Annotated in this window: 21 protein-coding genes; 4 read left to right on the plus strand and 17 right to left on the minus strand. The window is 38.0% G+C overall.

Annotation, left to right across the window (positions count from 1 at the left end; all coding sequences use genetic code 11):
* Positions 1-3: 3 nt before the first annotated feature.
* The 4 genes from CKV67_RS09855 (at position 4) to pflB (ending at position 5,982) form a co-directional block, all read left to right on the plus strand.
* A complete protein-coding gene (locus CKV67_RS09855) occupies positions 4-687 on the plus strand; it encodes an EAL domain-containing protein (RefSeq protein ID WP_014093255.1) in 684 nt (227 codons plus the stop codon).
* Positions 688-799: 112 nt separating this feature from the next.
* Positions 800-2,443 (plus strand): NAD-dependent malic enzyme, encoded by a 1,644-nt coding sequence (locus CKV67_RS09860; protein WP_014093256.1) that lies wholly within the window; start codon positions 800-802, stop codon positions 2,441-2,443.
* A 2-nt stretch (positions 2,444-2,445) separates the two neighbouring features.
* Entirely contained in the window at positions 2,446-3,447 is a 1,002-nt protein-coding gene (locus tag CKV67_RS09865) for a serine hydrolase domain-containing protein (RefSeq protein WP_014093257.1), read from the plus strand.
* A 255-nt stretch (positions 3,448-3,702) separates the two neighbouring features.
* Complete coding sequence (gene pflB / locus CKV67_RS09870; RefSeq protein WP_014093258.1) at positions 3,703-5,982, plus strand: formate C-acetyltransferase; 2,280 nt, start codon at positions 3,703-3,705, stop codon at positions 5,980-5,982.
* Positions 5,983-6,315: 333 nt separating this feature from the next.
* Here the strand turns inward: pflB and CKV67_RS09875 are convergent, their stop codons facing one another.
* From CKV67_RS09875 to CKV67_RS09955, 17 genes are all read right to left on the minus strand, one after another.
* Entirely contained in the window at positions 6,316-7,578 is a 1,263-nt protein-coding gene (locus CKV67_RS09875; RefSeq protein ID WP_014093259.1) for a BaiN/RdsA family NAD(P)/FAD-dependent oxidoreductase, read from the minus strand.
* Between the two features lie 115 nt (positions 7,579-7,693).
* Entirely contained in the window at positions 7,694-8,377 is a 684-nt protein-coding gene (locus CKV67_RS09880; protein WP_014093260.1) for a zinc metallopeptidase, read from the minus strand.
* Between the two features lie 78 nt (positions 8,378-8,455).
* Positions 8,456-9,052 carry a lipoprotein heptaprenylglyceryl N-acetyltransferase LhaT gene (gene lhaT / locus CKV67_RS09885; protein ID WP_014093261.1) on the minus strand — a complete coding sequence of 199 codons (597 nt, stop codon included), beginning with the start codon at positions 9,050-9,052 and terminating at the stop codon, positions 8,456-8,458.
* Positions 9,053-9,138: 86 nt separating this feature from the next.
* Positions 9,139-9,681: a ReoY family proteolytic degradation factor gene (locus CKV67_RS09890; RefSeq protein ID WP_025280008.1), complete on the minus strand. Its 543-nt coding sequence runs from the start codon at positions 9,679-9,681 to the stop codon at positions 9,139-9,141.
* A gap of 31 nt (positions 9,682-9,712) precedes the next feature.
* Entirely contained in the window at positions 9,713-10,966 is a 1,254-nt protein-coding gene (locus CKV67_RS09895) for a tetratricopeptide repeat protein (RefSeq protein WP_014093263.1), read from the minus strand.
* Positions 10,967-11,097: 131 nt separating this feature from the next.
* Entirely contained in the window at positions 11,098-12,384 is a 1,287-nt protein-coding gene (gene aroA, locus CKV67_RS09900; protein WP_014093264.1) for a 3-phosphoshikimate 1-carboxyvinyltransferase, read from the minus strand.
* A gap of 13 nt (positions 12,385-12,397) precedes the next feature.
* Entirely contained in the window at positions 12,398-13,501 is a 1,104-nt protein-coding gene (locus CKV67_RS09905; RefSeq protein WP_014093265.1) for a prephenate dehydrogenase, read from the minus strand.
* 20 nt (positions 13,502-13,521) lie between these two features.
* Complete coding sequence (gene hisC, locus CKV67_RS09910; RefSeq protein WP_014093266.1) at positions 13,522-14,607, minus strand: histidinol-phosphate transaminase; 1,086 nt, start codon at positions 14,605-14,607, stop codon at positions 13,522-13,524.
* A complete protein-coding gene (gene aroH / locus CKV67_RS09915) occupies positions 14,607-14,981 on the minus strand; it encodes a chorismate mutase (protein WP_014093267.1) in 375 nt (124 codons plus the stop codon). The genes hisC and aroH overlap by 1 nt, the downstream gene beginning before the upstream one ends.
* Entirely contained in the window at positions 14,978-16,075 is a 1,098-nt protein-coding gene (gene aroB, locus CKV67_RS09920; RefSeq protein ID WP_014093268.1) for a 3-dehydroquinate synthase, read from the minus strand. Before aroB ends, aroH begins: the two co-directional genes overlap by 4 nt.
* 2 nt (positions 16,076-16,077) lie before the next feature.
* On the minus strand, positions 16,078-17,244 hold the full coding sequence (gene aroC, locus CKV67_RS09925) for a chorismate synthase (RefSeq protein ID WP_014093269.1): 1,167 nt from the start codon (positions 17,242-17,244) through the stop codon (positions 16,078-16,080).
* A gap of 205 nt (positions 17,245-17,449) precedes the next feature.
* A complete protein-coding gene (gene ndk, locus CKV67_RS09930; protein ID WP_014093270.1) occupies positions 17,450-17,893 on the minus strand; it encodes a nucleoside-diphosphate kinase in 444 nt (147 codons plus the stop codon).
* A gap of 19 nt (positions 17,894-17,912) precedes the next feature.
* On the minus strand, positions 17,913-18,878 hold the full coding sequence (gene hepT / locus CKV67_RS09935; protein ID WP_014093271.1) for a heptaprenyl diphosphate synthase component II: 966 nt from the start codon (positions 18,876-18,878) through the stop codon (positions 17,913-17,915).
* Between the two features lie 10 nt (positions 18,879-18,888).
* Entirely contained in the window at positions 18,889-19,602 is a 714-nt protein-coding gene (gene menG / locus CKV67_RS09940; RefSeq protein WP_014093272.1) for a demethylmenaquinone methyltransferase, read from the minus strand.
* Positions 19,603-19,624: 22 nt separating this feature from the next.
* On the minus strand, positions 19,625-20,392 hold the full coding sequence (locus CKV67_RS09945; protein WP_014093273.1) for a heptaprenyl diphosphate synthase component 1: 768 nt from the start codon (positions 20,390-20,392) through the stop codon (positions 19,625-19,627).
* A gap of 58 nt (positions 20,393-20,450) precedes the next feature.
* Positions 20,451-21,020 carry a GTP cyclohydrolase I FolE gene (gene folE, locus CKV67_RS09950; protein WP_014093274.1) on the minus strand — a complete coding sequence of 190 codons (570 nt, stop codon included), beginning with the start codon at positions 21,018-21,020 and terminating at the stop codon, positions 20,451-20,453.
* A 214-nt stretch (positions 21,021-21,234) separates the two neighbouring features.
* The gene (locus tag CKV67_RS09955; RefSeq protein WP_003720260.1) at positions 21,235-21,510 is read right to left on the minus strand and encodes an HU family DNA-binding protein; all 276 of its coding nucleotides are present in this window, start codon (positions 21,508-21,510) and stop codon (positions 21,235-21,237) included.
* Between the last annotated feature and the right edge of the window lie 362 nt (positions 21,511-21,872).

The raw sequence follows: 21,872 nt of genomic DNA on the forward strand, positions 1-21,872 counted from the left end.
CAAATGAAAAAGCCCTCCGTAAGTGAGATTATTGATCAAAATCTTTTTGATACAATATACGAACCGATTGTTGCGGTTGAAAATACCCAAGTTTTCGGCTATGAGTCACTCACCCGTTTACAAACGAATCACTGGAAAGCTATTAGTGATTTTATTGAAGAAGCGGAACAGGATGGTATGCAAAAAGCATTTGAGTTACTGACACTTCATAATGCAGTTAAATGCTTTCACAAAACTGGTGATACACCATTATTTGTCAATATTTCCTATGATACTTTTTTAGAAAACCAAGAAGAACTTCAGGAAATGCTTCTTGATAACGGGAAAATAGTTTTTGAATTTTTGGAAACATCCAAGCTACCACAAGAACGAATGAACGACTTAGACAATCAACTCCTCTTATTCCAGAAAAAGCATGAGACTAAATTTGCTATTGATGATTTTGGTTCTGGTTACGCCGACCTGCACCGTGTCTTTGCACACCATTCTGACTTTGTAAAAACTGATCGTTTATTACTGCGAGATTTATTTCAGAGTGATGGTAAAAAAATCTTCTTTGAGCAACTTAATAATTACGTCAAAAAGCATCACAAATCTTTAATTGTGGAAGGCGTCGAAACAAAAGAGCAGCTAACATTTTTGCAAGACATCGGCATACCTTATGCACAAGGCTATTATTTTCATTAAGTTGGTGAAAAGAAAATCTGACAAATCTCAGGTTTTCTTTTTATTTTGAATAAGTTGTTATTCTTAGTCCCCCCATGTAAAATAGAAATGAAAACTAAAGGAGTGCTGAAAAATGACTTTAAAAACTGGTTTTGATTATTTAAACAATCCCCTTTTAAATAAAGGTACCGCTTTTTCCGAAGAAGAAAGGCTTACTTATCAATTAGATGGTTTACTACCACCAATTATTGAAACAATCGAACAGCAAGCGACACGCATAGAGCACCAAATAGAAAACCTCCAAACAGCGTTACATAAGCATCAATTATTAACCAATTTGTATAATGAAAATCGGACACTTTATTATTATGTTGTGAATAAAAATGTAACAGAATATTTACCACTAATATATACGCCAACTATTGGCGACGCAGTTATGAACTACCATAAAGACTATACCGCGCCAGATGAAGCATTATTTATAGATGCTTTTGCACCCGAACGCCTAACTAGTTCTTTGCAAAATTACGCAAAAGTGAATCCAAATATTGATATGATTGTTATTACAGACGGGGAAGGCGTGCTCGGAATTGGTGATTGGGGAGTTAATGGTGTTAAAATTGCTGTTGGCAAGCTAGCTGTTTATACCGTTGCTGCTGGACTTGCCCCTGACCGGGTATTACCTGTTATCATAGATGCGGGCACTAACAATGAAACATTACTTCAAGATCCAAGATATATTGGAAACAAACGTCCACGCCTATCTGAAACAGCATATGATACATTTATTGCTCAATTTGTGGAAACAGTTAAAACTTTCTTCCCTAAAGCTATTCTCCACTGGGAAGATTTTGGTAGAGCGAATGCTAGTCGGATATTGCACCATTATCGCAATGAAATTTGTACTTTTAATGATGATATTCAAGGTACCGGAGCGATGGTTGTTGCAGCAGCACTTGCAACGATTAATGTATCTAAAATCCCACTAAGTAAACAAAAAATTATTATTTTTGGAGCTGGTACCGCTGGAGTTGGAATTGCCGACCAACTTAGCGGACAATTAATGCGTGAAACTGGTCTTCCTTTTGAACAAGCTAAAAAACATTTTTACCTTGTAGATCGACATGGTCTCGTAGTAGACAATATGACTGATTTAACAACGGGACAAACAAAATATGCGCATGCTCATTCTGACTGGGTAGGCACGCCAACAGAAACATTAGAACAACTAGTAGCAACTATTCATCCGACAATGCTTATTGGCTGTTCGGGTGTCACTGGAGCATTCAAAGAGAGCATTGTTCGGAAAATGGCAAAATATACCGAACGTCCGGCAATTTTACCACTTTCAAATCCAACCAAATTAGCTGAAGCAACAGCAAATGATTTAGTTAATTGGACAGCTGGAAACGCCCTTATCGTCACAGGAAGTCCTTCAAAACCAGTCGAATTCCAAAATACTACTTACGAAATTGGTCAAGCGAACAATGCGCTACTTTATCCCGGCCTGGGTCTCGGAGCACTTGTCACGCGGTCTAAATATATCACTGATGGAATGTTAGCTGCCGCATCAAAAGCCGTCGCTAACCAAGTTTCACCGGACAAACCTGGTGCAGCTCTTTTACCACATGTTCGCACACTTAGAGAAACCTCTCGTCAAGTAGCCATTGCGGTCGCAAATCAAGCTATTCATGAGAAAATCCATCAAGTAGAAATCGAAAATGTAAAAGCCGCTGTTGACCTGGAAATGTGGCAACCAACTTACAAAGGAGTTTAGTTATGTTCTATAAAACAAAGCAATCACTAGATCAGCTTGTCCAAAACGGCTCCACTCCTGGAATCAGCTATCAAATAAAAACAAATACGCTAGAGGAAACAAATATATTAGGTTTAAAAGCTGTTTTTCCAGAAGCTGAATTATTACCAAGAACAACAGCTAATATTTACGATATTGCTTCTTTGACAAAAGTAATCGCAACTACGACTCGTATTTTACAACTTATCGAACAAGACAAATTCCAATTAGAGGATCCCATCCAAAAATATCTACCTAATTTTCAATATCCGGATGTGACCATTTTACATTTACTAACACATAGCTCTGGATTAGCACAAAATATTCCTAATTTTGAAATGCATACAGCAAATGATGTGATGCGCTATGTTTATGCAACACCACAAGAATGCTCACCAGGTACAAATGTCACTTATGCAGATGCTAATTTTCTCTTACTTGGTTATTTAATCAAGAAGTTTGATGGTAATTATGAAGAATCCATTCAAGCCAATATTCTTCATCCACTACAAATGATCAATTCGAGTTTTCACCCAATCAATAAAAAACAAGTAATTCCAACTGAACTTGACCAAGTACGCGGTTTAATTCAAGGCGATGTTCATGATTTTAAAGCATGGACAGCAAAAACAGGAACTGGACATGCCGGGCTTTTTAGCACATTAGAAGATTTAACCAAATTCCGTGACGCTCTTATAGAAAAAAATGGCTCCCCTATCCTCTCTGAAAAGATGCTTCAGCTGATGCAAACCAACCATACTCCAGAACTTAATCGGTCACGCGGACTTGGCTTTGACCTGCTGGGAGATTCTGTTTTATATCACACCGGATTTACCGGAACTTTTATGGTATTAGATTTAAAACGGCAAGCTAGCTTAATCGTTTTATCTAATCGGGTCCACCCAAGTCGAGCCAACCCCAATTTTGTTTTAAAAAGAGACAGTATTGTCCATAATTTTTTAGAAGAAGTGGATGCAAAAAAGTAAGCCTAGCTACCAAGCCGGGCTTGCTTTTTTTGTTCAAACGAAGCAATCCGTTTACCCGCCCCATTCCCACTAAAAAAACTGTATTAACACAGCGGATGAAAGCCTTTTCTAGTTATATAAAAGAAATTTATTTTCTTTGCACTTTTATATTGTTTTCGTTTTCACAAAGGAGTATGCTTTTCAAGTAAAGAAAGATTCGCGAGATAGGAATCTGCTTTTAAGTGAAAAGAAGCACAATTAAAGGAGGAAATTATAATGACAAAAGCATGGGATGGTTTTAAAGGAACCACTTGGCAAGAAAACATCAGTGTAGGTGATTTCGTTCAAAACAACTACACTCCGTATGATGGTGATGAAAGTTTCTTAGAAAAGAGCACACCAAGAACAACAACATTAAACGAAAAAATTAACAAACTAGTAGAAGAAATGGATGCAAAAGGTGGCGTTCTTGATATGGATAATGCTACTGTATCAAACGTTGCTTCCCACAAAGCAGGTTTCGTAGACCAAGAGAATGAAGTAATTGTTGGTTTACAAACAGACAAACCTTTCAAATTAGCGTTTATGCCAAATGGTGGTCTTCGTACTGCAGAACAATGTTTAACAGACAATGGCTATACCATTGACCAAGAATTACATGATTTCTATATTAAAAATCGTTCTACTGCCAATGACGGTATTTTCAGAGCATATACAGATGATATCAAACGTGCTCGTCACTCTCATATTGTTAGTGGACTTCCTGATGCATACTCGCGCGGAAGAATTATTGGTTTATACCAAAAACCAGCGCTTTATGGTGTTGATCGCTTAATTGCTGAAAAACAAAACGATTTAAAAAAAATCGCTATTTCCTCCGATGAAAATATTCGTTTACGGGAAGAAATTTGGTTACAAATCAAAGCACTTAAAGACTTGATTGTTTTAGGTAATGAATATGGCTTAGAACTTGGACGTCCAGCAGAAAACGCAACAGAGGCTGTACAATGGACTTACATGGGTTACCTTGCTTCTATCAAACAAGCAAACGGTGCTGCAAGCTCATTTGGACGTATTCCAATTTTCCTTGATATCTACATCCAACGCGATTTAGAAAAAGGAATTATTACTGAATTCGATGCTCAAGAATTAATCGAACAATTAACTTTAAAACTAAGAATGGTACGTTTTGCAAGAACAGATGGTTACAACGAACTTTATGCATCTAACCCAACATTCGTAACTACTTCGATGGCTGGAATGGGCGCAGATGGGCGTCACCGTGTTACTAAAACAGATTACCGTTTCTTACATTGCTTAGATAATCTAGGTAATTCAGCAGAACCTAACTTAACTGTCCTTTGGGATGCTCGTCTTCCAGAAAGCTTTAAAGAATATTGTATGAAAATGAGTGTTAAACATTCCTCTATTCAATACGAAAATGATAAATTAATGCAAGAAGAAGGATATGGCGATATGCAATGTATCAGCTGTTGTGTTAGCCCACTAAACCCAGAAGCAGACAAAGACAAAGGCGAAACACACAACTTGCAATATTTTGGTGCTCGTGTAAACGTCCTTAAATGTCTTCTTGGCGCAATTAACGGTGGTAAAGATGATCTTCATAAAAATCAAGTATTCAACGTGGTAGAACCAATTACTAGCGAATACCTTGAATACGAAGAAGTTCTTGACAAATTCGATAAATCAATGGATTGGTTAACAGACACTTACGTAGATGCAATGAACATCATTCACTATATGACTGACAAATACAACTACGAAAGCATGCAAATGGCATTCTTACCTTCTAAAGTTACAGCTAACATGGGCTTTGGAATTTGTGGATTCGCGAATGTTGTTGATAGCCTAAGCGCAATTAAACACGCGAAAGTAAAAACAATCCGTGACGAAGATGGCTTTGTTTATGACTATGAAGTTGAAGGCGAATTCCCTCGTTACGGTGAAAATGATGACCGAGCTGATGATATCGCTGTGATGGTTCTAAAAATGTTCAAAGACAAATTAGATTCTCACAAACTTTACAAAGATAGTGAAGCAACTGTTTCTGTTCTAACAATCACTTCTAACGTTGCTTATTCAAAACAATGTGGTAACTCCCCAGTGCATAAAGGACCTGTGTTTGACGAAAATGGTAAAATCATTAAAGAACCAGATTTCTTCAGCCCAGGAGCAAACCCATCTAATAAAGCAAAAGGTGGTTTCTTAGATAACTTAGCTAGTCTTTCTAAATTACCATTCCACTATGCAAATGATGGAATTTCCTTAACTATCCAAGGTGCACCAAAAATGTTCGGTAAAACAACCGAAGAACAACACCATAACCTAGTTGGTATTCTAGATGGTTACTTCACAAAAGGTGGGCAACACATTAACTTAAACGTCTTAAACCACGAAGAAGTTATTGAAAAAATCAAAGCTGGTATCCCTGTTATCTTACGCATTAGTGGTTATTGCTTAAACACCAAAGATTTAAACGAAGAACAAAAAATGGAACTTTGCCAAAGAATGTTCCACGAGAAATTAATTGGTTAATAAAAATTTAGTTTTACATCTCCATAAATAGCAAAATGGATTTGGTTGTCCTCCTTAGGGGAAATGACCAAATCCATTTTTATATGTTAAAATACTCTTTTCGTTAAAACCCTTTTGCTAAGTAAAACTGCATACTAAAATGATAGGCCAAACAAGTTTATGTTGGTGTTACTTGGCTGCTTCATCAAAAACTAGATTGCTTATGCCGTCCTAACCCCAACCGATTACCAACAGCAAAAATAGCCCAAAATAAAAACCTCTTTTTAGCTCGCAAAGCTTTTTTACTAAAATCAAATATAAGACCGTCATCATCTTAAATGGCTTTATGATTATCTAAATAGAAACTTCTGCCGCATAAGCTCCTGCGGTATGCCCTGTCACCAAAGCGCAAGTAATATTATAGCCGCCAGTATAACCATTAATATCCAGTATCTCCCCGCAGAAAAATAATCCTTCCATCAACTTTGACTCCATCTCTTTTGGTTTGATTTCTTTTACAGAAACACCGCCACCAGTGACAAATGCTTTTTCAAAATCGAGAGTTCCGCTTACTTCAAAAGTAAAATCTTGGAGTAAACGAATAAACTGTTCGATTTTTTTCGGACTCACTTGTTTATACTCAGCACTTTCATCCAATTCAGCTCTTGCTAGTAGAAATAATAACATTTTTTCTTGTAAAAGAGGACTTAGAGCATTTTTAAGAGCTTTCTTCGGATTTTCTTCCAACAATTGATAGACATCTTTCGAAAGTTCATTAACCGATATATCTGGGAATAAGTTTAATCGCATCTTTACTGAATTCGCTCCAGTTTTTTTTAATTCTCGCAGAACAAACATGCTACATCTAAGTGCAGCTGGACCTGATACACCAAAATGTGTGAAAATCATGTCCATTTGATGCGTAATAATCGGTTTCCCTTTTGCATTTAATACGGCTAATTCTACATTTCTAAGGGACGTTCCCTGTAACACTTTTTGCTTAATAAATGGTTCACTCGAAGTTATCGGTACTTCCGTTGGATAAAGTTCTGTAATCGTATGGCCTGCTTTTTTTGCCCAAGCATAGCCATCTCCTGTAGAACCTGTTCGCGGTACTGACTTTCCTCCAACGGCAACAACTACGGCTTGGGTAGTTATTTCTTGCCCATCTTTTAAAGTGACACCCACTACTTTACCATCTGCATAATTAACTTGTTTCACAGCTGTTTGCATGTAAATTCTTACCCCTAGCTTTTCCATCCGCGCAATCATTGCTTCTGCGACTGAGCGTGCGCTATTAGATACAGGAAACATTCGTCCGTGATCTTCTTCTTTTAACGCAACACCAAGGTTTTCAAAAAAGCGAATGATGTCCTCATTATCAAACGCATGGAACGCACTATATAAAAACCGACCATTACCCGGAATATGTTTAATGATTTCTTCTGCTGGTCTACGGTTCGTCACATTACACCGACCACCGCCTGACATAATTAATTTACGACCTAATTTTGGTCCTTTTTCAATTAACAATACTCGCTTATTTTTTTCGGCTGCGCTAATTGCTGCCATTAAGCCAGATGGGCCACCGCCGATTACAATTACATCAAAATCCATTGTCTCGCTCCTTTATTTTCAATCCGAGTTTAAGTATAGCAAGCAATTCATTCACTGCCAAGCTTTTTTCGCCAAACAAAAACCTGAGTAAATTCTCAGGTTTGTTTAAAATATGCTAGTTTCGATTCATATTCGTAAAGATAAGCAGTAATCTTAATAATTCAAGTACAGCGACAGCCATTGCTGCAACATAGGTCATTGCAGCCGCGCTAAGCACTTTTTTCGCTTGTGGAAGTTCAGATGATGATACGAGTCCACCACTCTCTAATTGTACGAGTGCTCGCTTGCTGGCGTCAAATTCGACAGGTAGTGTAATTAATTGGAAAAGAACACCTACTGCCATCAAAATGATTCCAAGTAACATAAAGCTAGATACATTTGCAAGCATTCCGATAATCAGGAAAACCCAAGAAATGTTGGAGCTAAACATTGTTACTGGTACGAGTGCTGAACGGAAACGCATAAAGGCATAATCTTGCTGATCTTGAATCGCATGTCCAACTTCATGAGCTGCAACTGCTGCCCCAGCAATAGAACATCCACTAAAATTAGCTTCAGATAGAAACACTGCTTTCTTTCTAGGATCATAGTGATCGCTTAGCATTCCTTTTGTTTCATGAACAGGAACATTCGTTAAACCATTCGTATCCAAAATGTGTCGTGCAACCTCAGCACCTGTTAAACCATTCCCAACTGCTACTTTGGAATACTGTGCATACGTTGTTTTAACTCGAAACTGCGCCCAAAGTGGGATTGCCGCAACGATAATAAAATAAATAATATATTGACTAAACGACATCTAATCATCTTCCTCCTACTACTTTTTTCAAGTGAATACCTTAAGTATAAATTAACCAAGGCCAAGACTCAACCTCTTTCACTCATCATGAGGAAATTCTAATATTCGGTGCCCTTTTTTTATGGTTTTATCATATACAAGCCATAAAACCAAAATACTTAGCCAAAATGTTGCATAACCAATTTCTGGCAAATATCTTTCTAATCCCATATAAATTGGCATTTGACCAAATAAATAATCGATCACATCATTATGTAAAACCCAAACTGCTGCTACCATGAAATGACCAATCCGAAAGCGAAAAAACGGCGCATATAAGATACCTTCTATTGCCATAAACGCGTGTGTTGCAATCAGCATTAGGCCCGTCCAAATGATGGTTCCATGATCAATCATATAAAAAATATTCATTCCGACAGCCCATAAACCATATTTTACTAAACAAACAATCGCCAATGCTTCCATTAAAGGCCAATGTTTTTTCCCAAGAAATCCTACTAGTGCTAAAGTGAAAAACAAAATGGCGGTTGGACTATCTGGTACAAAAGCCCAAAAACGCGGTTCTGTGATTTGTAGTTGTGGCAAATACCATATGTACCCATAAATTGCTCCTAGTAAATTCCCAAAAAACAATAATCGTAAAAAAGCTCGATTTGCAAGTATACTATTTAACAATCTGTTCCTCTCCCTAAAAAAATCCTAGCAAAGTAACTAACGAAGCCCCTTACTTCATTTAGTTATTAACTAGGATTCATTACTTCTTATTTTTCGTTATCCATTTGCCGTAAAATTCGAACTAGCTTATGAAAAGTCGCTTCATCACGTTCATCAAGCGCCGAATCAATTTGCTCTAATAGTTTCTCTTTAGAAAATTGGTGGACTGACTGATAAATAAGCGCATCCGCCATTTCTTTTTCTGAATCCTCTAGTTTTAATGCTGTAAAAGGATTATCTTCACGTACAAGGGCATATTCTGGTGAAGCAATCGCATCTTCGAAATGAAGTTCAATGTATAACGCTTCATCCCAGTTTAACCGAATGTCATGAAATGCTTTTTCTGGATCGGTCGTCATGATATTTCCTTTGAAAAATAGGAACGGTTCGGATTCAACACCATGAGCACTAAGTGAAAGCCCACGTGCACACCCTTCCAAATTATCAACAAAATGAACATATTTTACAATTTGATCATGGCCAGCAATATAATTCAATACCCACATTGCTTCACGCATCTTCATTTGATGTTTATTTAAAAACCACCGAATAAAATCTTTCTTCTCGTCTATTGAAATGGATGCCTTCATCTTTCCTCAGTCCCTTCCTAGTCATTTATCTTTATTCAAATAGTGATAAAATCTCTGTGTCTTCTGGTTCCAGGTCCAAATAACTACGCAAAATTTGCTCAGATTTCACGTATTCGCCTTCTTCTCTTAAAAATAAACCATATTCCTTTAAGAAAGTTGGGTTATTGGTAAAATGAGGATAAGCGAGTTCATAATTTGCTTTTGCTTTATTATATTGTTCTGTTTCCTGATATGCAACACTTATGTCCCAGAAAATTTGTGGTTCAGAAATTACTTCTTCTCCAAGACCTTCCACTAGTTCAATAACACCTTCATAGTTTTCACGAGCAAGCAAAAGTTTATTAAGCTGCATAATCGCTTCAGAAAATTCTTCGTCAAGAACAATTGCTTGTCGATAAAATTCCTCTGCTTCTTCTGGCAAGCGGAGAGTCACAGCAAGTTTCCCTGCTTCTAAGAACATTTCCTTATTAAATTCATCTTGCGTCAATCCATCTCTTAGTACAGCAATGGCTTTTTCCGGTTCCCCATTTTCGACGTAGCTTTTTGCTAAATAAGAATAAAGCGTTGTATAGGATGGATCATGTTCCTTTAGATGTTCTAGTGCATGAATCGCTTTCGTGTAGTCCTTTGCTTGATAAGCAGTGAGTCCCATTCCAAACAAGGTGTCAACAGATTCTTTGTCTTCCAAAGCACGCTCATAATATGGTAAGGCCTCTTCAAAAGCACCACTTGCGGCAAATGCTTCAGCAATCCGCTCATATACCGATACTGCGCCATTAGCAATAATAGTTAAGCCTGCCTCTACAGCTGTTTCATAAGACTGAACTGCAGATGCAAATCTAGCTTGCGATAAATAATATTCGCCTAAAGCAAAATCGATAATTGGTTCGCTTGGTGCGATTTGTTTTGCTTCGATTAATTTTTGCTCACTAACTTCAAATAAACCTTGCATTTGATATAAGTCAGCTAGCACTAATAAACTCTCTACATATACTTCATCTTCTTTATTCACTTTTTCTAAATAATCTTGCGCAGAATCCAAATCATCTTTTTCAAGAGCCACTTCTGCAGCTCGGACAAGTAGTTCTCCTTCATCTTTGTATTTAGCTAAAAGTAATTCATATAAATCTTCTGTTTCATCTAAAAATCCTAATGCAAATAATTCTTCTGCTAAAAAAAATTGTTCTTCATCTGTTCCTGCTTGCACTACTTCATCAAAGTATTTCCTTGCAAGCGCCATATCTTCATGCTCTAACGCATGTAACATTTTATTAGCTAATTCCATTTCTGCACCTTCTTTATAATAAGTCGTTTTTCTATTATATCATTAGTTGCCCCGTAAGAAAAAATGATTGCTTCTCTAAGCTAAAATACCAGTGCGCGTATTAATCAATAGGCAACACTGGTACACTAGGTTTATTTTAAAAGCGAGCGGATATCTTCAAAGAAAGTGGGGTAGGAAACAGATACAGCCTCAGGACGATCTAACTCTACTTCTCCTTCTTTAACAAGCAAGGCAGCAATTTGGAGCATCATACCGATTCGGTGGTCTCCGTAGCTGGTTACTTTTGCAGCATGAAGCGGCGTTTTCCCGCGAATAATCAACCCATCTTCAGTTGGTGTAATATCTGCGCCCATTTTGTTTAACTCTGTAGCAACTGCATCAATTCGATTGGTTTCTTTTACTTTTAATTCTGCCGCATTTTTGATAACAGTTGTACCTTCCGCTTGAGTCGCCAAAAGTGCGATAACAGGAATTTCGTCAATTAAACGTGGAATAATATCTCCGCCAATTTCTGTTCCTCTTAAGTCACTAGTTTTAACGACCACTGTACCAGCTAGTTTCCCAGTACTTCTGCTGGAATCTTTGACAACCAAGCTACCACCCATTTGTTCGACCACATCAAAAATCCCTGTTCTAGTAGGATTTAAGCCGACGTGTGTCAATTCTATTTCACTATTCGGGATGATTAGACCCGCAACGATAAAGAACGCTGCAGAGGAAACATCCCCCGGTACCGTCATTTCTTGTCCGGTAAAAGTTTGGCCTCCTTTGACACGAATCGTTAAACCATCCATCTCGATTTCTCCACCAAATTGACGAATCATGTGTTCCGTATGATCACGTGTTTTTTCCTTCTCATGGATAATCGTTTCCCCTTCTGCTTGTAAAGCCGCAAAAATAATCGCACTTTTCACTTGTGCACTTGCTACTGGCATATGATATTCCATTCGTTTCAATGACTTATTTCCTGAAATCGTAATTGGTGCAAATTCAGAACCATCTTTACCGTGCATTTTTGCCCCCATTTCTTGAAGTGGCAACATTACCCGGTTCATTGGTCGTTTTGCAATAGATTCATCACCTAAGATGACTGTATCAAAATCTCTACCAGCTAAAATCCCCATCATCAGGCGAATGGTTGTACCCGAGTTTCCGATATCAAGTGGTCCAGCAGCAGGCTTTAAACCATCAAATCCAGTGCCGTGCACAATGATTTCTTCGTCAGTTTCTTCAATTTTCACACCAAGGGCTTTAAATGCTTGGATGGTTCCTAGACAATCATCTGCACGTAAGAAATGACGAATGACCGTTTTTCCTTCAGCGATTGCCCCAAACATAATACTACGATGGGACATAGATTTATCTCCTGGAACCGTGATTTCACCCACGAGTCCTTGTTTATTTGTAATTAATTTCATCGTCATTTCTCCCCTATTCATAGTGGCAAGTATAATTACTTCTGGCTTCTATACAACGTTTCGCTCGGTCCCTATCTTCATCCGATTGAAAAGTAATTTGTAGTACACCGAAAATATCTTCGCGCGTTTCTAAAATTTTAATATTCGTTAAACTGATTTCTTCTTCACCTAAGTATCTAGTTACTTCCGAAATAACCCCTGGATAATCTGGTACATCGACAAACAAATCATAAAAAGAAGGAATAGCCCCACCTTGATGAACAGGCAGAGAATCCCGGAATTCTTTAGCTCCGTCAAAAAAAGCATAGATAGATGCGTCATCTTCTGTCACTAACATCTCAATAGCTTGATTCATGCTATCCCGCCAAATTGTCAATTGTTTAGTTAATGTTTTTTTGTTACTAATCGAAATATCTGTCCACATTCTTGGGTCGGATGAAGCTACCCGTGTAATATCGCGAAACCCTCCCGCAGCAAGTCGAAAAGCGACCGGATGTTCTTCCGTAAAGCTTTGTGTTTGATTCACAAGAGCAGCTGCAACGATATGTGGCAAATGACTTAGCATTCCTGTAATTTCATCATGTTCTGTTGGTGATAAAACTAAGAACTTTGCATTAGTTCCAGCAAGCCAATTGCGTAGTGTTGCTACTTGACTTTCAGCTACATCTTTTGTAGGTGTTAATAAGTAATAGGCATTCTCAAACAATAGCTCTTTTGCTGCACGCACTCCACTTTTATGTGACCCCGCCATCGGATGTCCGCCGATAAAAGTAATACCACTTTCCAGGAGCGCAGTGGAAGCTTCCATAATCGTTCCTTTGGTGCTACCAGTATCGGTTACAATGACGCTTTCTTTTAAGGTAATGCCTGGTAAACGGTTAAGCAGCTGCTCGGTTTCTTTTACTGGGCAACAAAAAATGAGCAAATCCGCTTTTGGTCCATCGATTAAAATACTTTCGCCAATTTCATCAATCACTCCAAATGACTTTCCAACCTCTAATGAATGATAGGAAACATCTATTCCAATGATATGTGCTTCTGGGTGTTTGGCTTTAATTGCAAGAGCAATAGAACCACCAATTAATCCAAGCCCAACGATAACGACTGTCCCTTTCATTCAAAAACGCCTCCAAACACTTACGATAATAATTTTGCTAACAGTTTAATCACTGCTTGATTTTCTTGTTTAGTTCCAATCGTTATCCGAACTGCTTGCGGAAAACCTAAAGCCGCTCCAGAACGAGTAATAAAACCATTTTTTTCTAAATAGCGAAAGATTGTTCCTGCATCTATTCCTAAATCTATTAACACAAAGTTCCCATTTGCCGGGTATAACTTCACTTGCTCAAACTGTTTCGCAAAATCCTGATATTGTTTGATTCCGTTCGCATTAGATTCACGACATACTTCGATAAAGTGTTGATCTTTTATTGCTTCTATTGCAAGCTTTTGACCGATACTTGTTGTGTTAAATGGCGGGCGAACAATATTCAGCTGATTAATAATTTCTTTATCTGCAATTCCGTAACCAACACGCGCGCTCGCTAAACCATAGATTTTACTAAACGTACGAGTGATGATTAAATTTTTATAAGTTCGAATTAATTTTTCATGTTTTTCTGGTTGCGGGGTTACGTATTCAATATATGCCTCATCCAGTACTACTAAAACATCGCTCGGTACTTTATTTAAAAAGGCCACAATAGCATCTAATTCGAGATAATTTCCAGTTGGGTTATTCGGATTACAAATCCAGACAATCGTTGTTTTTTCATCCATGGCTTGAAGCATACCTGCTAAATCATGTTCTCCGTCCGCAAGCAGACCAATTTCTCTCACTTCCGCACCTTCAATAAGAGCATTTTGCCGATATTGTACAAAAGTTGGTGTCGCCATGACAGTGTTTGTATTTGTATCAAGTAATACACGTGTCAAAAGTTCAATCAATTCATCTACTCCAGCAGTAAAAATCAATTCTTCTTCTTCCAACTGATAGAACGCGGCTACTTCACGACGTAATTCTGAAGCCCAACCATCTGGATAAATTTCGGTTTCAAGCTGGAGGTTTTCTTGAAGCGCTTGAACTTTTGGTGATGTTCCCAGTGGGTTTTCATTAGATGATAATTTGATAATACGGGTTAATCCAAGATCCGCCATTACTTCTTCTTCGCGTTTGCCTGGTTTATAAGAAGATAAGCCGGCTAGTGATTTTTTCCATTTCATTACGCATCCTCCTCGTTCACTAAATCCGGGCGCAACACTTTTGCTCCCCGTAAATAAACATGATTAATTTCTTTTAATGGTTTATGTATCGTTGTAAAAACCATAAATCGAATACACATCTCTAGCGAACCAGGAACAGGGATTTCTTGCATGCCCATAACCGGCACATATTCAAAGCCTGGCGTTTCGCGAACTGCTTTTGCTGGAAAAGCGGCAAAGATATCTTCTGTCACCGTAATAATTACCGAAGTTAGTTGCTCGCTATCCGCTAATTTATTCTGCTGCAAGATTTCCTCGAATAATTCTTTTGTTGCTGCATAAATTTCTTCTGGCGTGTTCATTTCTATTGTTGTTGCCCCACGAATAGCTCTCAAAATATGTCCCCTCCATTTCGCATCACTTGTGTATATGTTTCTAAAATCAACTCATCCTCTGCTTTAAAAATGACTGGTTTTCCAATTTGTTCAAGTAAAACCATCGTTATTTCATTAAAGGTAGTTTTCTTATCATGACGCATATTTTCCAGTATTTTATTATAAGGTACCGTTACATCAAACGTCGTATTGTAACCTAGGCGTTTCAACCAATTTTTAAATTCCAGTAAATCAAAATCCAGTCCGTAGATCCGCTCACTCATCGTTAACGCATAAATCATTCCATACGTAATTGCCTCACCGTGAAGCCATTTGTCAAAGTTACCGTATGCTTCTAGGGCGTGACCAAATGTATGACCAAAATTCAAATAAGCCCGCACACCCTGCTCGGTTTCATCTTCCGCAACAATGCTTGCTTTAATTTCAATGCCCCGTTGCAAAAATGGCGTCAAATCTTTCGTATAAAAATCCTCAGGTTGTGTAAAAGTATCCATCAAGGCGCGTAACAATGTTTGATCGCTAATCAGTGCGTGTTTAATCATCTCCGCAAAACCAGAGCGCATTTCACGTTCAGGTAGCGTAGCAAAGAAACTCGTATCATAAATAACTGCTTCTGGTTGATAAAAATTGCCAATCATATTTTTACCAAGCGGATGGTTGATGGCGACTTTTCCTCCAACAGCACTATCATGAGCAAGCACGGTCGTTGGCACTTGGTAAAATGGAATTCCTCGCATATACGTTGCAGCGACAAAGCCACCCAAATCACCAATAACCCCACCACCAAAAGCAATCAAAACAGCTTTACGATCAAGGCCTGTTTCCATCATTTTGGTCATCACATCTTCATAGACTTGGAATGTTTTTGCTTTTTCTCCGTTTGGCGTAACATAATAAGTTACCTCGGATAAATCAACCAGAATTTGGTCTAGTTTTGCTTGATGAAGTTCTGCCACATGCTCATCAGTTAAGACAAACACATGCGAATACTTAGCTAAACTTTTCGTCCATTTTTCTGCGACATCCTCTAATGCGGATTCATTAATATAGACAGGATAGGTTTTACTCTTAGCACGGACTGTAATTTCTGGCATGTTTAAAACTCCTTCGTTAAGTTTCGGTGTTCCTCCACATGTTTTTTAAGCGTATCAAAACGATCACCATCGAATTTTTCTAAAACTGCAACAGCTACTTCCCATGCAACAACTGCTTCTGCGACGACACTTGCTGCTGGTACTGCACAGCTATCGGAACGTTCTACACTAGCATTAAACGTTTCTTTAGAATCAATATCCACACTTTGAAGTGGTTTATATAATGTTGGAATTGGTTTCATTACTCCACGAACGACAATTGGCATTCCGTTTGTCATTCCACCTTCAAAACCACCTAAATTATTTGTTCGTCTTGTGTAGCCATCTTCTTCGCTCCACAAAATTTCATCCATTACTTCACTACCAGGTTTTCTAGCAGCTTCAAAGCCTACACCAAATTCGGCACCTTTGAATGCGTTAATGCTAACAATCGCTCGAGCTATTTTGGCATCTAATTTTTTATCCCATTGAACATAACTACCAAGACCTGCTGGCACTCCGCCAACAACTACTTCGACAATACCACCGATTGTATCGCCATTTTTCTTCGCATCATCGATTTTTTGCATCATTTCTTTTGCAGCCACTTCGTCTAAACAACGAACTGGAGATGCTTCTGAAGTTTCTTGAATTTCTGAAACAGCATAATCACGAGTTAGATTAGCTCGTGTTCCACCGATTTCGAGTACATGACCTGCTACTTCAATACCAAGTTCATGTAAAAGTTGTTTAGCCACTGCTCCAGCTGCCACTCGGACAGTTGTTTCACGCGCACTAGAACGTTCTAGTACATTACGCATATCTTTATGACCATATTTCATTCCACCTACAAGATCAGCGTGTCCAGGACGAGGACGTGAAACGCGGCGTGATTTTTCATTTTTCTCTGGGACTGGTTCAATACTCATTACTGTTTCCCAGTGCTTCCAGTCTTTGTTTTCAACAAACATCGCAACCGGCGCACCAAGTGTTTTACCGTGGCGAATCCCTGCTGTAATTTGTACTTGATCTTTTTCGATTCGCATCCGTGCCCCGCGACCATGTCCACCTTGTCGTCTTTTTAGTTCTTTATTTATATCTTCTGCAAGTAGAGGCATTCCTGCTGGTAGTCCTTCAATAATTGTCGTAAGCCCCGGTCCATGTGATTCCCCTGCCGTTAAGTATCTCATTTCCACAACTCTCCTTTTTCTATTTTAGCTAGGTGATACTAGCGTTTATGTTTTAGCGCTTTAAAGTATATGTGTAATATCTTAACACAGGCTAAGCAAGAACACAATACTTTGATCTCATTCTTTCATCATATCAAAAAACCGCGTCAAATGGTAATCTAGATATAAAAAAAGAGTCCAGGTTTTCCCAGACTCCTTGCCAATTCTAAATCCATTTATCTACTGCTTTTTGATAAGTTAAGATTTCCTCTGGCTTAAAAAATAATTCAATTTCTCGTTTGGCACTTTCAGGGCTATCAGAACCATGAATGACATTTCGATTAGTATGTACTGCATAATCAGCGCGAATAGTTCCCGCGTCAGCTTCTAGTGGATTGGTTTTCCCCATCATTCGACGCGCTATTTTAATGACATCGTCGCCTTCTAAAACCATCGCAAAAACTGGACCAGAAGTGATAAATCCGATTAAATCTTCGAAAAATGACTTACCAATATGTTCGGCGTAATGTTTCTCTGCTAATTCGCGGTCGATTTGTATTAACTTCGCCGCTACTATTTTGATACCTTTTTTCTCCATTCTTGCTACAATCTCACCAATAAGTCCTCGCTCCACGCCATCCGGTTTAACCATTACATAAGTTTGTTCCATTATAGAATCCTCCCTCACGTTAATAATTTCTTTTATCTAACACACGAACGATTTGCTTCAGCGGCTTTAACTCAGGAACTTGAGGTAATGAATCTAGTGTCGCCAACGCTTTTTTTAGATAAGCGGTTGCTACATCTTCTGCTTTTTTTGCTCCCGTTTTTTTCACTTCAGCTACTAAAGCGGCAATTTCTTCTGATTCAGTTTTTTCCGTTATTTGACTAATCCGTTTTTTAAGAAATGGATCTTCCATCGCAAAAAATACTGGTAATGTCACATTTCCTTGTCTTAAATCTTCTCCGGCAGGTTTGCCAAGTTCTTTTTCGGTTCCAACAAAGTCAAGAACATCATCTGTTATTTGAAATGCCATACCAACGTAATAACCAAAGCGATATAGTTTTTGGTAATCTGCCTGTGACTGCCCAGAAACAATGCCCCCAAGTCCACAGCTAGCTGCAATAAGCAGTGCCGTCTTACGTTTAATACGACGCAAATAATTTCTTACACTTTGATCAAAATTATATTTATCTTTTAGTTGTTCAATTTCTCCAGTAGAAAGTTCCACCGTCACGCGTGATAACATTTTATGAGCTGCAACATCTTTAATTTCTGTCATATATTCTAATGATTTAGCAAAGAGAAAATCACCAGTATACATGGCGATATGATTACCCCATTTAGATTTGATTGTTTCCCGACCGCGTCTTAAGTCAGCATCATCAACAACATCATCATGAACAATCGAAGCCATATGAATAAGTTCGATTGCGACACTCGCATCTCTCACCATTTCAAAATCCGCATTTGGAGCAAGTCTCGCGGATAAACAAACGAACATCGGTCTAATTCGTTTACCGCCAGCTTCTAACAAATGAAGCGCCGCATCCGAAGTTGTTTCGGCAGCCGCTCCTGAAAGTGCTTTTTTAAGTTCTTTTTCTACTATATCAATGTCTTTTTGCATATTCGCATATAAAAAGTTAAGTTTCATGCTTGCCACCTTATTGTTCCTTCTTTTTGAATCCAAAGTGAGTTGCACTTGCCCCGCCACTATGTGAAATATATCTTACATAAGAAAATCCGGCTTCTTGAAACATTTCCGCAAGTCGTGCCATTCCAGGAAATTCTCGTGTTGACTCTTGTAACCAACTATATTCTTTATAGCTTTTCGCAAAAAATTTCCCGAAAATAGGCATTACATAGCGGAAATACGCATTAAATACTTGCTTCCAACCAGGAATATTTGGCTGTGATGTATCGATACAAGCCAGCTGTCCGCCTGGTTTTAACACGCGGTACATCTCACGGAGTACTTGCATATAATCTGGCACATTCCGTAGTCCAAAACCAATCGTCACATAATCAAAGCTATTGTCTGGAAATGGTAAACTCATGGCATTCCCATGAATAAGTTCGACATTATGCAAATCTGCTTCTTGCACTTTTTCACGACCAACAGCTAGCATATTTTCACTAAAATCAAGCCCTGTAACGTGACCTTCAGGACCGATTTCTTCTGCCATCATAATCGACCAGTCTGCTGTCCCACAACAAACATCCAAGACATTGGTCCCTTTTTGAACACGCATTAGTTTCATTGTTTCTTTGCGCCATTTCACATGAAGTTTAAAACTAATGACACTATTCATTCGGTCATAACTTGGAGAAATCTTCTCAAATACTTTATGTACTTTTTCTTCTTTCGTTTCCGTCATAGCCCGAATCTCCTTTGATTTATCAGTCGTTTAAAACCTCGACAATTCTTTTTTCTAATATATTTGAAAGTGGTTCTGCTTTTTCTTTTAAGCGTTCCACTTCTCGCTTCACATCACTAATAATTTCCATTAACCAGTTTTCAAAATTGCTGACTGCATTCTTCGCAAAATAACCGTGATCAAATGCACGCTTTAACCTAGAAGCACCAATTTCTTTATATAAATCTCGTTCCATTTGTAATCTTTTGAGTAAGAAAAACTGACAGCCTAATGAAATAAAGGTTTCATCATTCATAAAATATTTTGCGAACTTAGCAAAAATAGCTGCATTCGTCAAAGTTAGTTGGGTGAGATATTCTTCATCTGTCGCAACATGCAATTGATAAATATTCGTCTTCGCTGTATTCGTTTCCTGAACACCACTTTGTAATGCACGTAGTAACGGAATCATCTCGAGTTCAGCAAGTGTTTGATAATAGAGCGCACTATAAAAATCCCCAGCAAGAACGGTTAACTCTTGTTCTTTACGAGTCAGCTGAACAATATCGCCTGGTTCATCGATTTTTTCATGCGTATCATGTGCCAAAATCATATAAAGCGTTGCACTAACAACGCGATATGCAGCAACGTCAGTCAAATCGGAGCCAGAAATGGCTTCATGAAGAAAAAGCATTTGATCTTTATCCATTTGCCCGCCTTCATTATTCTCTTGTAAATACTGATAGACTGCTTGTTCATGCACCAATTGCTCCACTTCCTTTAGCCCAGCCTTCTTTGCCTGATAAGTCATCTAAAAATCCCCTTTAAATCTCCTTATTACGTAAAATAAATTATACCATAAAGGATGCTTAATTATGCTTGATTAAAGCCAAAACTTCACTTCTCAGTTTATCATCATTTTTAAAAGCGCCTCGTACTGCACTTGTAATTGTTTTAGTTCCTGGTTTATTTACGCCACGAATAGTCATGCACATATGTTCTGCTTCCATGATAACCATAACCCCTAATGGTTTTAATTTGTCCATCATAATTTCTGCTACGGTAGTTGTAATACGTTCTTGAAGTTGTGGGCGCTTACTTACATCATCCACTACCCTTGCAAGTTTACTAAGTCCGGCAACCCGGCCATTTTGCGGCAAATAAGCCACATGCGCTACGCCGAAGAAAGGAACAAGATGATGTTCACACATAGAGAAAAAACGAATATCTCTTACAAGCACTAATTCTTCATGTTGTTCTTCAAAAATAGTGTTGAAATGAACAGAAGGGTCTTTTTTCAATCCGGCAAAAACTTCTTCATACATCCGAGCAACTCGCATTGGAGTATCAATTAGACCTTCACGTTCTGGATTTTCCCCCACTGCTTCTAAAATGACTTTGACTGCATCCGCAATTTTTTGTTTGTCTATTTGCTCCATCCTTAATTCCCCTATCTTCTTCGCATTTATATACCTTGTATATCTTAACACAGCCAAACTTCAAGGTAAATTTAATTTGCTTGAAATTGTGATATTCTTAGGGTTTTTGTTCGCTTTGTTAACTATATTCCCTATTTTAAGCATAAAAAAACTAGCCTAGCTTAATTATAAAATTAAGACCAGACTAGAGTTATGCTTAAAAAATCTATGTAACTTATTTAACAGCTTCTTTAAGCGCTTTACCAGGTTTGAATGCTGGTACTTTACTTGCAGGGATGTCGATTTCTTCTTTAGTACGAGGGTTACGACCTTTACGGGCAGCACGTTCACGTACTTCAAAGTTACCAAATCCGATTAATTGAACTTTTTCACCTTTAGATAAAGAAGTTTGAATAGTTTCGAATACAGCTTCAACTGCTTTCGCTGCGTCTTTTTTAGAAAGATCAGCTAGTTCAGCAACACTGTTTACTAAATCAGTTTTATTTGCCATTGTGTTTTTCACCTCCTTCACAGAATACTACAAAATAAGCAGGTCCAAATGGATACCTGTATTTCTCTTTTTTTCCAAAAACAAAAAGTGATTTTGGAATTTTAAGGAGAATAATGACTGAAATGGCTTAACTACAAGCCTAAACAGTAATTCTGATAAAAGATTATCACATAATCCCAGTAACTGCAAGGGATAATGCCAAACTGACACTGTTTCTTAACATTTTCAGCTATTTTCCTTTTCTCTCATAGCTTAAAAACGTGATAGTATCAACCTGTTAACCATAATACTAACCGGGAAATCTTAGAATAGCAAGCGATACCACCATAAATTACTAAAATAGTCCTTTTTTCATAAAATTA

This window comes from Listeria ivanovii subsp. ivanovii (assembly GCF_900187025.1).
Taxonomy (GTDB): Bacteria; Bacillota; Bacilli; order Lactobacillales; family Listeriaceae; genus Listeria; species Listeria ivanovii.

What these genes read in the sequence shown, in the direction of transcription:
- CKV67_RS09945 (WP_014093273.1), bottom strand. Translation starts at nt 20,392, where the DNA reads ATGACTTATCAGGCAAAGAAGGCTGGGCTAAAGGAAGTGGAGCAATTG.
- menG (WP_014093272.1), bottom strand. Translation starts at nt 19,602, where the DNA reads ATGACGGAAACGAAAGAAGAAAAAGTACATAAAGTATTTGAGAAGATT.
- aroA (WP_014093264.1), bottom strand. Translation starts at nt 12,384, where the DNA reads ATGAAATTAATTACAAATAAACAAGGACTCGTGGGTGAAATCACGGTT.
- CKV67_RS09875 (WP_014093259.1), bottom strand. Translation starts at nt 7,578, where the DNA reads ATGGATTTTGATGTAATTGTAATCGGCGGTGGCCCATCTGGCTTAATG.
- CKV67_RS09855 (WP_014093255.1), top strand. Translation starts at nt 4, where the DNA reads ATGAAAAAGCCCTCCGTAAGTGAGATTATTGATCAAAATCTTTTTGAT.
- CKV67_RS09865 (WP_014093257.1), top strand. Translation starts at nt 2,446, where the DNA reads ATGTTCTATAAAACAAAGCAATCACTAGATCAGCTTGTCCAAAACGGC.
- pflB (WP_014093258.1), top strand. Translation starts at nt 3,703, where the DNA reads ATGACAAAAGCATGGGATGGTTTTAAAGGAACCACTTGGCAAGAAAAC.
- hepT (WP_014093271.1), bottom strand. Translation starts at nt 18,878, where the DNA reads ATGAAACTTAACTTTTTATATGCGAATATGCAAAAAGACATTGATATA.
- CKV67_RS09890 (WP_025280008.1), bottom strand. Translation starts at nt 9,681, where the DNA reads ATGAAGGCATCCATTTCAATAGACGAGAAGAAAGATTTTATTCGGTGG.
- aroC (WP_014093269.1), bottom strand. Translation starts at nt 17,244, where the DNA reads ATGAGATACTTAACGGCAGGGGAATCACATGGACCGGGGCTTACGACA.
- CKV67_RS09895 (WP_014093263.1), bottom strand. Translation starts at nt 10,966, where the DNA reads ATGGAATTAGCTAATAAAATGTTACATGCGTTAGAGCATGAAGATATG.
- hisC (WP_014093266.1), bottom strand. Translation starts at nt 14,607, where the DNA reads ATGAAATGGAAAAAATCACTAGCCGGCTTATCTTCTTATAAACCAGGC.
- CKV67_RS09860 (WP_014093256.1), top strand. Translation starts at nt 800, where the DNA reads ATGACTTTAAAAACTGGTTTTGATTATTTAAACAATCCCCTTTTAAAT.
- CKV67_RS09880 (WP_014093260.1), bottom strand. Translation starts at nt 8,377, where the DNA reads ATGTCGTTTAGTCAATATATTATTTATTTTATTATCGTTGCGGCAATC.
- CKV67_RS09905 (WP_014093265.1), bottom strand. Translation starts at nt 13,501, where the DNA reads ATGAAAGGGACAGTCGTTATCGTTGGGCTTGGATTAATTGGTGGTTCT.
- aroB (WP_014093268.1), bottom strand. Translation starts at nt 16,075, where the DNA reads ATGCCAGAAATTACAGTCCGTGCTAAGAGTAAAACCTATCCTGTCTAT.
- CKV67_RS09955 (WP_003720260.1), bottom strand. Translation starts at nt 21,510, where the DNA reads ATGGCAAATAAAACTGATTTAGTAAACAGTGTTGCTGAACTAGCTGAT.
- ndk (WP_014093270.1), bottom strand. Translation starts at nt 17,893, where the DNA reads ATGGAACAAACTTATGTAATGGTTAAACCGGATGGCGTGGAGCGAGGA.
- folE (WP_014093274.1), bottom strand. Translation starts at nt 21,020, where the DNA reads ATGGAGCAAATAGACAAACAAAAAATTGCGGATGCAGTCAAAGTCATT.